Source organism: Paenibacillus sp. CAU 1782 (assembly GCF_054551715.1).
In genome coordinates, this window is record NZ_JBTOLL010000017.1 from 53,825 (window position 1) to 66,637 (window position 12,813).

Sequence of the window (12,813 nt, forward strand, 5' to 3'; positions counted from 1 at the left end):
TTTTCGCCGCCTTTTAGCAGCGCCTCGTGCATTTCCAATGATGATGTCGATTTCCCGTTCGCGATTGCCAATTATTGAAAAACGCCCTTTTTAAACTGGAACTTATGATCAATTCTACCATTTACCATCCTTTTTTCACTTGCTTTTTTATGTTAATTTAGTTAAGAGTTTGGAGAGGTGCTTCCGAATATATATCGAATCAGGAAAATCCATACACAACAGGAGCTGACAGATTTGAAAAAGGGTTGGTTGTCTATATTACTGGCATTTGCGCTGCTTATCCCCTTATCCGGCCAGACTGCTGCCGAGGGGCAATATTGGCGGTTTGTGGATTTCAGAGTTATCCAGCATGACGATAATTCCTTAACCGTTGACGGGATTATGGAAAAGCCGAAGGCCGGCGAAGGAATAACAATAAAACTGAGCACCGGCGAATATGAGAATGTGAACGGACGCAGAGAATATGCAGAAACCGTCCTCTCCGAAACGAAGGGCATCCTTAATGCAAAAGGTTATTTTCGCGTAAAAACGCCGCCTGTTGATGCCGCTAAGCTTAGGGATAACAAGCTGACCATTACGGCGATGGATCAGGATGGGCAAAAAACGGGTTATTCCGAAGCCTTCCCCGTTTCCCTGAAAGCAAACGAACCAGGGTTATTTAGCCGTACGGACAACTATGCTAAATATATGGATAGCTCTCAGCTTGCCCTTTCATTTGAGGAAGGTCAAAAACTTGGAAGCAATGCCGTTAAGCTTGCCAAACGCCTTGTTGCGGGTGATCAAGCCTCCTACTTTTTGGATAACGACGGAAAGCTTTGGGGATGGGGCGAGGTACCCAGCATTTTCGACAAAGCCGTCTACTTGTCTTATGCAACCTGGAGGCAGCCCAAACCCATTACGGCGATAACCAACGTCGCCCAGGTAAGCGTTGGAGGCAAGTCCGGGGCTTTGCTTACCAAGCAGGGCGAGATTTGGCAATGGGATTACCGTTCCGCCGGGATCGCTCTTGTCCGCATTGGCAAGTTTTCAGGGATCAAGGAAATCGCCGTTGACTACGATGGCAACGGATTAATATTGAAGCAGGACGGGACCGTGCACAGCTGGACCTTATCCTACGGAAAAACCGATGAAAACGGGCATTACAAAGCTCCAAAGGTAACAGTTAAAGCGATCTCTACATTAACCGGAATTACCAGCATTGCAATTTCACCCAACAGTTTGTATGGTTATGCGACGCACCTGGCGCTGCAAAAAAACGGCGCGGTTTGGGCGTGGGGAGACTTAAGCGTCATTGCAAGCGCCCGTCAAAAGGCAAACACCAACGAAAATAAACAGCTTGAAGACGGATTAGGACGCTATATGTTTACCAGCGTAGTGGCCCAAAAGCCCGAACAGCTAAAAGGCTTCCCTCCCATTACTCAAATAGCGATGATAGGAAGTTATCCATTACTCGTGAGCGATGAGGCGGAGATGTGGTCTTATGTATCGACGAAGGATTCCTTTATCAAAAAGCCGGGCAAGGTGTCGCACGGAGTGGCTGCCGTGTTCAATAATAGCAGCTACGTGCTTGGAACAGACGGGGCTTATTACGAATGGAACGAAGGCAATCCCGTTCTCTTTCGGGAACCCGTCGCCATGCTGACGGGGCTAAGGAGCATTGCCCAGAGCGTTTCCGCTTACTCCGATTCACAGCATACGCTTGGCGTTAATGCGGAAGGCAATCTTGTTGCTTGGGGGCATAATTTTTCCGGACAGCTCGGAATCAGCGCCACCAATCCTGCTCCATCGGCGCCATACCTGATCTCCAAGGTAAACAATGCCGTATCCGTCGCAGGGGGCAAGGAGCATATGCTGGCACTTGGCGGCGACGGCACTCTCTATGGCTGGGGCAGCAATGCAAGCGGACAAATCAACGGAAGCAACCGCGATGATATTTTAAGCCCCATTGTTATAACTAAGGATCAGGGCATCAAAAAGCTGGCTGCGGGCGATGGATTTTCCTTTTATGTGGACCAGAAGGGAAAACTGTACGGCTGGGGAGATTTAAAGAGATTTGGACTGGAGGACGCCAAAAAACCAACGGCCATTACGCTCATTTCCGAAGCCATCAAGGATATTGCCGTTTATGACTACTCCGCAATTGCGCTGGGGGCATCGGGCAAGGTATATCAGCTTGGCGGAACGGCTTACATGGACGATGAAATTCTGGCGTACAGGGGTAGTTTTGTTCGTACAGTTGAACAGATTTCCGACGCCACCGCCATAGGAATAGGAAGGGCTCAAGGATACGCCATCCGCAAAGACGGCACCGTATGGCATTGGAGCAACACCATTAAAGACGAAGCGATACAACCAAAGGCGATTGCCGGCCTTAAAAATATCAAATTGCTGTCTGCGGCAACCGCCAATAACGATTATGTGATCGCGCTAGACAAAAACGGGGACCTTTGGGCGTGGGGCGACAATACAGCCAGCCAGCTCGGCCGCCAAATTAAACAGTCATTGACATCCCCTGTAAAAGTAACGAACGAGCCTTACCGTTTAACCGAAACCTCTTTGACAAGTGTAGGCAAGAAGCTGAACTACCGGACAATAAGCGCATCCCGTAAAGGAGCGCTGCTGCTCACTACCAATAACGAAATGTTATTTTTCGGTTATTCATCCAATTCGCTGCTGGATAAAAAATTAAATCATAATGTTTCTTTTGCCCTGCCACAAGAGAACAATTTTTACTTTATCATTGACGGGAAGCTGTATGTCAGCGGCCGTGACAATGCAAAGGGACTGCTCGGCAACGGGACAAAATCCTATTTTGACACGCCTCAAGCCGTACGCACTCCAACGGGAGCTAAGCTAAACGCCGCAACCGAATCGAACGGATGATCAAACCCGCCGCAACATAAAGCACTGTGGGTAAAATTCCTGTAATGGGCGACACCCATATCTCCTTACCGGCGGCAACCGTTATGTATCCGTCGATTACGAGCGGGTTAAGCAGACTGTCCTCGACCGCATGCATAAGCACGCCAGGCCAGATCGAACCTGCGATTCTGTAAAGCTCCACGAATAAAACCGACCATGCGATCATGGAAATAACGGCAATCATAGCAAACAGGATTTTGTTTACCGGCAATACCGTATGCATCATTTCATCGGGCAAAAAATGCAAGTAGTAGGGCACATGCCAGATCCCCCAGATTAAGCCGGCAATTCCGTATAGGGCCCAGTCTCCGACTCCCAGCTGCATAAGCTTGGCAGTCAAATAACCCCGCCATACAGCCTCTTCAAATATATTTTTGACAAACTGGATAAGCAGGAGGCCTATGAACACGCCTCCCAGGGCGCCTAACCGGAGGTTTGAGAAATCAATCCATCCGGTGACGTAACCTGCCAGCAGGACGATAGAAGTGACTAACGGATAAACGAGCAGCGCCACCAAATACCACGGCCAGCCTGATCTGATTAGCGGGGCAAGTCCTGCCCCCTTCCATCCGTCTCCGGCAAATGAACGAAGGACAATAACCGTAAGCAGCGGAAGAACAAGCCATATGCCCATACCCAGCGTATTGCCCTCCTGCTGCCCTTCCAGAGTGCTGTCCACCAACACGCCGATCCATCCGCTGGCTATAACGACAGCAGCAAATACAACTAAATTTCGGGTGCTCTGTGCTTTCATGTCGATCCCATCTCCTCACGACTACTTCGTTAAAATGGATATGAACCAGGAGGCTTCTGGCCTGGGATCCTCCGGTTTAAGCGCTATGTGTTCGGCAATTCCTTGAATGGCATTCCAGAAAACAAGCGAAAGCGCGTGGGGGTCGCCATTCTTGAATTGCCCCAGCTTCTGACCCTGTACGATAACCTCCTTGCTTAACAATGCGACGTTTCGAACATCGAGCATATCATTTACTTTTTGCGAAATGTCGCGGTGAAAAAAAGCATTCCCCATCAAAACAAACATTTTGGCCGAAAAAGGCTGTTCCAGCATGACAAGCAATTCCGAGACCAAAGCCTGTAGGAAGGCATGCGGATCAGTCATTGCCGGGGAAAAATCAATATCCATCCTCTGGCAGCCAATCTGAATCAGCTCCTCGTAGACATGCTGCTTGGACTTGAAGTAATGGAACATCAACCCCGAGCTAATGCCCGCCGCTTTTGAAATATCCCTGGTGGACGTACCGTAATAACCCCGCGACACAAAATGCTCCAGTGCCACTCCCAAAATCTGAATTCTCCGCTGCTCATGCTGCTCTTGTTTGGTTACCAAAATAACTCACCTTTCCGATACCCTTAATATTAAGCAAGCGCTCAACATTAAGCACTTGCTTAATATACTATCTATTGCTTGCATCAATGTCAAACGTACACACTATTTTTGATTGCCATATTATCTGCAGCGGGGGATAATAAGTAAGATTCTGTCTTCTCTATGTTTTTATTTTTGAAAAATGGAGGTTATTTCTACATGAGTCATGCTTTCCTGCATTCCTACATTAAATCGGGAGATTCCAATCGCCACTATAGTCTGTGCTTAGCTGTAGAAAGCCAAGGTCAGATCACGCTATTAAATGATGGACACCCCGTATTATTCGCCTTAAATGAACAGAAAAAAATAGGCGCGCCCGTTCTGTTCAGACAGCCGGACGGAAGTCTGGGGCTAGCGGCAGCAGATCACGAAGGATCAGAATTTATCCTGCTGTATGATTGCATAGAGGATTGGACATTTGCGAATGAGCGTTTTATCCACGTCAATGCTTCAGGCATACCGATCAAAGAGTTTTCAATCTCCTATGACCAAACCAATGAGCTATACACTCTGCAATGGAGCGATGGCAGCCAAGGCTACATGGCCGTTACTAGGGACTGGGGAACATTCAGCGAACCAACGACGACAGATTATGCAAAAACATGGGCAGATATCGCGGTCACTGATGCTATTCAAGCCTCGTCGTTGCAAATCAGCCCAGAGGAATGCGCAGCTCTGGTTTTACGCTACAACAAGCCGCAGCATACCGGATTTGCGGACACGTTTGGGGATATAACTCTACCTATCGGCGCAAGCGCTGGGGAACTCGATTTGCCGAGTCAGGTTACAGCCGCCTACAGCGACGGTTCAACCAAAAAATTTGGCGTTTCGTGGAATACGGATTCCATCGATTTTCAACAGCCTGGCGTGTATGCGCTTACCGGAAAAATACAGCAGGTCCAATATCCAAATCCGTTAATCAGGGAACGCGCCGACCCTTACATTATCTATGATAATGAAAGCGGCTTCTATTATTTCACTGCTTCCTATCCAACCTACGGGCATGACGCCAACAATGAAGTACAAGCGGATGGTTACGATCGTATTATAATCAGACGTTCCCGCACGCTTGAAGGATTGGCAACAGCGGAGGAAATTGAGGTATGGAACGAAGAAAATTCCGATGTAAGCCATCGTTATATCTGGGCGCCGGAGCTTCATAAAATCGGCGGCAAATGGTATATTCTCTGCACAGCCAGCGGCGAACCAGACAATGTGTGGGGTATCCGCCCTATCTTTATTCCCTGCGACGGCGACGTGATGGATGCTTCCGCGTGGTCGCGCGATGGACATTTTGCGTTTAACGAGGCGAATGACGGCTCCTTCAGTCTTTTCTCACTGGATATGACGTATTTTGAGCATCAAGGGAAGCATTACGTCATCTGGGCTGAAAAGCCCGATACCTCCAGATTGTACATGGCGACAATCGATCACACTGAACCATGGCGCTTGACGAGTCCACGAATGGAGCTAGCCGTACCGAACTATGGGTGGGAGCAGCTTCGTGGCCACGGCATCGACGAGGGGCCTATCGTAATTAAACAAGCCGGACGTGTATATGTGTTTTTCTCTGCTTGTACCGTTGATGCTAATTATTGCATGGGGTATCTCCATGCGGACGAAAATGCTGATCTAATGAAGCTGGACAGCTGGACAAAAAATCCGTTTCCCGTCTTATCGACCTATGATTTTGAAGACGGCCAGCAAGGCCCAGGTCATAATTCCTTTACGCGGGATGCGCAGGGCAACATCGTATTGTGCTATCACGCCCGTACTAAAGGCGAACCCGGAGACGGCGGACTGGATGATCCAGGTCGGCATGCGCGAATCAAACCGATCCATTTTGCCCATGATGGCAGACCCGTGCTTAACATGACCTTGGAGGAAGAGCTGAAGCCTCACCTTTCGACAATCACCATTAATATTACTATCACTGATTAGAAGCAGGATAGTCAGGTCATTATGGGGCTGTCCAAAAAGCCGATCCGCGTATCTGATTCAATTAAAAACGCTAATGGACATCCGTGTCCGTTAGCGCTTATTTTTTAACTTTTTGCGTTTGTAACGGACATTGATGTCCGTTACAGTGAAAATTATCCAATAATTACCCATTTTGGGACTCTAACGGACAAGGATGTCCGTTAGAATTTCAAAATCTGCGTTTTACGCGTCTAACGGACTTCCGTGTCCGTTAGAGCGTTTGACTTTTTGGACAGCCCCTTATTTTTTTGACGCATTTTATGATTTTATTAATTGACAATATGTGAATTTAAGGATACATTCCCATAATTATCCCTTTTTATCCCACATCATTCATTTGATCACTAACTAGAATACGCAAAAGGATGCTGTATTTTTTTGATTGTATCCTGCCTAAAACTCATCCGTAATATCGGTCCAGTTCGCCCAATCCGGAAGCTTTTGAAGTCGCCAATAGTCGAGAAACATGGCGATAACCTCATTTGCGTCGAGCGTCTGATAGCTATAATGCTTAAATCCGTCTTTGCCGTGTTTAAACCGGATTTCGACAACGATGCCTCCTTTATCGTCTTTGGCCGGAATGGCTTGCAGATAATAGCTCTCTTGAATCAGCTTGCTAGGCTCCAGTACGATAAAATCCTCGGAATCCTCGCTGAATTCCCCAATAATATCCGTAAAAAGCGATGCATTAATATCATGGTTAGGGAAGGTAGCCCATTGCGTATTGAGGGTATAAATCAAATCTTCACCCTTTTGTTCAACCTGTTCTTGATGCTCCATATCCAGTTCCTCCATTCCAATAGTTAATGCCAATCATTTATTGCTCTTCTTTATTCATTAACTTGTAGCCACGAGTGCTGGAGGATCATATTCCTTCATCCCCATCCTTGTGCAATACCAGCCTTTGGCGTCCCGAAAAACATGTATTTCAAATTGCGTATTGACGTAATTACCCCAATATTCAATGGTTAATTTATCCTTAAACACATGAATAAATACAATCATATAATCATCTGCGTCCTTCTGGACAAAATAATTAATCTCATGCAAGCTGGCTAAAATGTCTTTTATCCAATCCTCATGACTGTCCCGCGGAACATGGAGCGTGAACTCAATGGTATCATCATCCGGCAATATCATTTCTCCATTGTTGTCGTTCCACTTCATACGGGAATAGGCCTCAAATAAATCCTGTGGAGAATATTTCACGATGCTTTCACCATCCTTTATTATAACAAAAATAAACCATTACCAAAAAAATGAAAAGCTGCTGCCTCACTTTCCCCAATATTTACAAACCATTTAGTTCGCGATAACGAACTGTTAATACTCCTCTTCTATAGTATAGCTATCTGTCCAAAGGAGGAATTTATTAATGATGTTACGTAAATTCAACAGCAAAGCAGGAAAAGTCATGATCGCCGCTTCTCTCCTGTTCGGAAGTTTGGCAGGGGTTGCAAATGCAGCCGAAAAAGGCAGCACCAAAAATGTGATTTTGATGATTCCTGACGGTATGGGCATCAGCTATCTTACCGCTACGCGAATTTACAAAGGTGAAGAACTTTCTTTTGAACGCTATGTCAAAGGTTTAATGAAAACTTACTCCAATGATACTAACATAACGGATTCCGCCGCAGCCGGTACGGCCATGGCTACAGGTTACAAAACGAACAACGGCGTCATCGCGGTTACACCGGATGGCTCGCGCCCGGATTCCATTCTGGATGCCGCCAGAGAAAAAGGCAAAGCGACTGGTCTGGTCTCAACCTCCCGCATCACGCATGCCACTCCTGCCGTATTTACATCGCATGATCCAAGCCGCGGCAACGAAGTCGCTCTCGCCACGGAATACATCTCTAATGTAGACGTTATTCTGGGCGGCGGACGCGATATGTTCCTGCCTGAATCCGAAGGCGGAAAGCAGCCGGAACGAAATCTGGTGGCTGAAGCTGAAGCAGCAGGCTACGACTACATCACAAACCGCAGCGAAATCTCAGACGTTACATCCAGCAAAGTGTTAGGCCTGTTCGCCATGAGCGACCTGAAATACGAAATCGACCGCGATGTAGTCAATGTGCCAAGCCTCGCGGAAATGACGGAGCTGGCAGTGAACACCTTGAGCAAGGATCAAGACGGCTTCTTCCTGATGGTAGAAGGCAGCCAAGTAGACTGGGCCGGCCATGCCAACGATCCGATTGCCGCAGTGACGGATATGCTGGCTTTTGAAGAAGCTGTTGACGTTGCGCTGGATTTTGCCAAAAAGGATAAAAACACGCTGGTTGTTGTTGTCGGCGACCATGAAACAGGCGGCATGAACATTGGCAACACGCCGGGCGGCTATAAAGAAAATATTCAAATTTTGAAAAATGCAACCGGCAGCGCCAACACCGTAACGGGCGCACTAAAATCCAATGCGCTTGCTGTCAACATCGAATCCGCAAGAAACGTAAACGGCAGCTACTACTTGCCTGTTCGCGATATCGTGGAAGGCTTGAACGGCAAACTGAGCTACAATGCCGCTGCCTTCTCCGCTAATATCAGCATCGGCGGAGCTTCTTTCCAACTGCAGCTTGGCAACAAAAAAGCCGTTATCGGCTCCCAAACGAAAGATGTTGATCTATTCGTTGAAAAAGGAACGGCTTTTATTGGCTTGAACTCCATTGGTGACCTGGTTGGCTTGCAAGCCGCTGTCGGCACAACTGCCGACAAGCCGGAAGAAACCACCGCTTATTTCGTCGATGTGAAAAAAGCTGTTGAACCTATCATTGGGTTCCCCCTGACAAACGAAGATGTTATCCAATTGACGAGCGTAAACTGGAATACCAACACTGCAATTGCAAACGAGGCAGGCACGGTCGTATCCCTGCATGCGCTGATTAGCTGGGGCACCCGCCACCACTCCGGTGAAGAGCTTCCGCTGTACGCTTACGGCAAAGGCTCCGAGGAATTCGTCGGCCTGATCAACAACACTGATCTGCCGCGTATTATGTCTTACCTCATGGGCGTTGATCTGTTCCAGAATGAAGATGCCTTCATGAAGAAGCTGGAAGAAAGAAGAACGCAATAGGCGATTGTTGCGCCTTGCGAGCAAATGCGGCGCTCAAGACGCTTCCTCCTGAGAGGTGTTTCCTGAGACGTATTTGCAGGCACGCCTAACATGAACAAGCAGCCCTTCTCTCCCTGTCGGGAGCCGGAAGGGCTGCTTTATATGTCCGGCCTACAGCCGATAATAACCTCTGCAAAAAACAGCCTTGTTTGGTTTAACCAAGATCAGAATGGAGTTAAAAAAATCGGAGGACGAAATCACGCTGTTGACCCAAGCGATAAACAGCAGCGGCGGCCTGATCGATTCCGGCACCGCAAAGCAGGCGGCTAGCGGAACAACGGTTAGCGCAATAAACGGCAACGTCATAAAAATCCAAAACCTGCCTTTGCTGAGCTCGGCATTCGTATTCAACCAGAAAAAGATCCCCCGAAAGGTCAAACTGATATCGCCTTTACTGTAAATCACCCCAACATGCAGCGCTTCATGCAAAATAAATATAGCCGCCAGGAGCGGAATAAGCGGCGTGTTATCCGGAAGGCCAATCCCCATGTTCAACCATAACGGCAACGACAACTGCACAGCGATCCAGCCATAAACAAGCTTCATGTAGTGCACGCGGAACCAGTCGCTTCCGATAAATGGCATCCATTCCGAACCTTCCATGCTTTTATGCGGCAAATGCTTAAACCACACCATCATTGTTGCTTTCTCCTCCCCTCTCTACAAGAATAATTTTAAGTTGAACAATAGAATTAAGCGAGGAGCCAAAGTGGGGAAGGTTCTGGAGAAGCGAAGCGTTTGCCGTTGTTTCCGGATTTCACCATTAGCCTCTGTCATTCAGGGAAATCTGGGAACAATAGCGATCGGAAGAACTGTTCACACGACGGCCTCGCTTGCTGAATAACTCTTTTGTTCAACTTAAAAGGGCCTCATTATCTGAAAATAAATCCGGATTTTCCTCCAGCATCCCCGTAAGGATCTCCGTGACGGCAACCGTATCGCATATGCGGACAATGGCATCCCCAAACTTGCCTTTGGTCATTGCCCCTTCAGCCTCAAGGATTTCGTCGACTTTCCAAAAATGCTCCGACCACGGCAAACCGGAGTGCCTGCGGGAAGGAACCGGAATTTCCGTGCCGTCGGGCAGCACCGTATAAAGCATTTCATGGCTATCCGTCAATCGTCCCGGTATGTCCGCCCACTCTTCGATTCCGTGGATAAAGGTGTTGCGCTTTAAGTCTACTCCCACCAACAGAATTGTCGCCTTGCGGTCAAGCAGCTTTCCCCAAGCGGAGCCTCTGGCGCAAGGCGTATCAAAAAGATGATCGTCGCTTGTAAATTCCAGCGCATCCTTCCCTAGCACAGCCACCGAATGAGTCGGATGCAGCGAACGGATCACGCCGTGCCGTTTGCGGAATAGCTCCGTCAAAATGCCGACGCAGGAAGCGGACTCCCCCACATAAAACGTAGGATTGCTCCCGTTTATGTACGACCATGTATGGGTGGGCAACACAAGAAGCCCCCCCTTCATATATTCGGTAAACGCATCCAAAACAGTGTCCGCCCCTCCTTCGACCGGCCCAATGCTTTTCATGGAAGAGTGTACCAGCAGGGTTCCTTCCCCATTGATGCCCAACTGTTCCAACTGGTTTAGCAAGCTTTCTTTTGTATGCAAAACCAAACCTCCCTTCTTGCCGCCTTACCGGCTATTCTTGTTCCGCAACAATATCTGAGCAGCGTATGATGAGGTCAGCCATCCTCTTACCTGAAAACAGCATATGGGCTTCATAACCGCCATCCACCTTATACAACTCCTCATAAAGCCAGTGGCTGCCTTCAATAAACTGATCTTGTTTTATGATCTGGGCATCTTTAAAGGTCACCTTATTCAGATTTGTAAAACCACCGTCTGTGTCCAGCCGCATCACAATGTTTTGGCCTACGGCCAGTCCGGTCACTTTACAATCATGGAATCCGAAGGAATGGGCAATAGAGTCTGGAACATCCTCTCCTTGCCTCGCGTTCCTGCATTCATCCATGACCTTTCTTACTTGCCATTCATTTTCCTGGCTTAACCTCTTCAGCTCGCGCAAAACCTCCTTCGTGCAATACCCCAGCGCAAATAGCCGCCTGTCCGCAATTCGTGAAGATAGCTCCGCCGGCAGTGGATGAAACGCACCTTCGCACTCCCGTTCGTGACGAGAACTGAACTCGGCCTGACTCCCTGCCTTATCAAAAGGAGGCCGGACATCGTAAGCTTCAATTAATTTTTGAATATGCTCCCGTTGCTCAGGCGGCATCTGAAACACAATAAGGTCTTCCTCGTTGACCTCTTCCCCGTTTAGCACCTTACTAAGCGGCACCATAGGTGTGCCGTCATGCTCAAGCATAGAACGGGGATCGCTATCATACATTTCGCGCTCAAATTGGACAAATGCCTTTTCTTTTCTTTTATAAAGACGTCGATACAACTCTTCATCATGGATGTACGCTCCCTTATGACACCGTTTCCCAAAATGAAGTCCCATCTGCTGACACTGCTCGTACCACTCTTTAGTCAAATACTTCATTAAACCCCTCCAACCTGTACTATTTTTCCCAGGTCGTGTCTGCTCCCTGCGGAGTTTTCAGACACGACCTAGCAATTATGTGTAACTTCCAATTCATTATTTTCATCGATTGTGCCGTATGTCGCGCATAACAGCATACCACCGCAAACCTCGCTGCTCACTTGAAAGTGAATATACTCATCAGAGGTATCCAGCATGTCGGGGCGAATTGTCGCTACAAGCTTTTCAAAATTCAGCACCGGCAAATATTGAGCTACGATTTGAAAGCTGGTGAGCTGATCGCAGTTGGTATAGGGATCATAGGCATAAAGCTGCTCGTAAATCGGGCTTGAACCATTGGGACCGGTTTTCAGGGCTCCCGACTCATCCTCAAACTTCTTGATGACTTCCTTATGAATATAATCCGGGTATTCTCCGTTACTAATCGTATTATCATCAAATTGCCAGAAAGGATATCCAATGTCGCATAAATGAGTGATAATCCACATCAGGAACTGCTCCCCGATTTTGTCGGCATTCTCCTCCAGGTTTTTGAATCTGTCTTCGTAATAAGCTGTCGCTTTTTCCAAAATGTCACCTTCTGACATGCCTTCCGTAACTCCAGCCGCTTCACATCTATCTAAATCTATTATAATCTCATCAAACTTGCCCATGAAACCCAGATCAATCGGCTTGCTCCAATACGCTTCCCCGTCAGCTGCTATTACAATCGACATATCTATCCTCCGCTTTTTCTATATAAGTTAGAGAAAAGAGCTTTAGCGGTGTAGGCCCCGTGTAAAAAGCTCTTCCGATCGCTCCATTATATCAACATTCTTCCAAATTCCATACCACTCCATCGATACAATTAAATACTAGAATTTTCTGGATAAGTAACTTATTATAGATGTGAGTTCGGTCACCAATGTAAC

At 47.6% G+C, this 12,813-nt stretch carries 11 protein-coding genes; 3 read left to right on the forward strand and 8 right to left on the reverse strand.

Going from position 1 to position 12,813, the window contains the following annotated elements; genetic code table 11:
* Window positions 1-234: 234 nt before the first annotated feature.
* Window positions 235-2,883, forward strand: a complete 2,649-nt coding sequence (locus tag ACX93W_RS22800) for an RCC1 domain-containing protein (RefSeq protein ID WP_459394680.1) — start codon at window positions 235-237, stop codon at window positions 2,881-2,883.
* On the opposite strand, the gene ACX93W_RS22805 is transcribed toward ACX93W_RS22800, so the two are convergent.
* Window positions 2,849-3,676, reverse strand: a complete 828-nt coding sequence (locus ACX93W_RS22805) for a CPBP family glutamic-type intramembrane protease (RefSeq protein ID WP_459394681.1) — start codon at window positions 3,674-3,676, stop codon at window positions 2,849-2,851. The two genes, ACX93W_RS22800 and ACX93W_RS22805, sit on opposite strands and share 35 nt — an antisense overlap.
* A gap of 21 nt (window positions 3,677-3,697) precedes the next feature.
* Window positions 3,698-4,267: a TetR/AcrR family transcriptional regulator gene (locus tag ACX93W_RS22810; RefSeq protein WP_459394682.1), complete on the reverse strand. Its 570-nt coding sequence runs from the start codon at window positions 4,265-4,267 to the stop codon at window positions 3,698-3,700.
* A 198-nt stretch (window positions 4,268-4,465) separates the two neighbouring features.
* Between ACX93W_RS22810 and ACX93W_RS22815 the strand changes: the two genes are divergently transcribed.
* Window positions 4,466-6,247, forward strand: coding sequence for a family 43 glycosylhydrolase (locus ACX93W_RS22815; protein WP_459394683.1), 1,782 nt, complete (start codon window positions 4,466-4,468; stop codon window positions 6,245-6,247).
* A gap of 432 nt (window positions 6,248-6,679) precedes the next feature.
* On the opposite strand, the gene ACX93W_RS22820 is transcribed toward ACX93W_RS22815, so the two are convergent.
* Window positions 6,680-7,066, reverse strand: a complete 387-nt coding sequence (locus ACX93W_RS22820) for a hypothetical protein (protein WP_459394684.1) — start codon at window positions 7,064-7,066, stop codon at window positions 6,680-6,682.
* A 57-nt stretch (window positions 7,067-7,123) separates the two neighbouring features.
* Window positions 7,124-7,495 (reverse strand): hypothetical protein, encoded by a 372-nt coding sequence (locus ACX93W_RS22825; RefSeq protein ID WP_459394685.1) that lies wholly within the window; start codon window positions 7,493-7,495, stop codon window positions 7,124-7,126.
* A 166-nt stretch (window positions 7,496-7,661) separates the two neighbouring features.
* Here ACX93W_RS22825 and ACX93W_RS22830 point away from each other — a divergent pair, with 166 nt between their 5' ends.
* Window positions 7,662-9,353, forward strand: coding sequence for an alkaline phosphatase (locus tag ACX93W_RS22830; RefSeq protein ID WP_459394686.1), 1,692 nt, complete (start codon window positions 7,662-7,664; stop codon window positions 9,351-9,353).
* A 150-nt stretch (window positions 9,354-9,503) separates the two neighbouring features.
* Here the strand turns inward: ACX93W_RS22830 and ACX93W_RS22835 are convergent, their stop codons facing one another.
* From ACX93W_RS22835 to ACX93W_RS22850, 4 genes are all read right to left on the reverse strand, one after another.
* Window positions 9,504-10,031 carry a DUF3267 domain-containing protein gene (locus tag ACX93W_RS22835; RefSeq protein ID WP_459394687.1) on the reverse strand — a complete coding sequence of 176 codons (528 nt, stop codon included), beginning with the start codon at window positions 10,029-10,031 and terminating at the stop codon, window positions 9,504-9,506.
* Window positions 10,032-10,245: 214 nt separating this feature from the next.
* Window positions 10,246-11,007: an AAC(3) family N-acetyltransferase gene (locus tag ACX93W_RS22840; protein ID WP_459394688.1), complete on the reverse strand. Its 762-nt coding sequence runs from the start codon at window positions 11,005-11,007 to the stop codon at window positions 10,246-10,248.
* Window positions 11,008-11,038: 31 nt separating this feature from the next.
* Window positions 11,039-11,902: a DUF4085 family protein gene (locus tag ACX93W_RS22845; protein ID WP_459394689.1), complete on the reverse strand. Its 864-nt coding sequence runs from the start codon at window positions 11,900-11,902 to the stop codon at window positions 11,039-11,041.
* 68 nt (window positions 11,903-11,970) lie between these two features.
* On the reverse strand, window positions 11,971-12,618 hold the full coding sequence (locus tag ACX93W_RS22850; RefSeq protein ID WP_459394690.1) for a hypothetical protein: 648 nt from the start codon (window positions 12,616-12,618) through the stop codon (window positions 11,971-11,973).
* Window positions 12,619-12,813 lie beyond the last annotated feature (195 nt).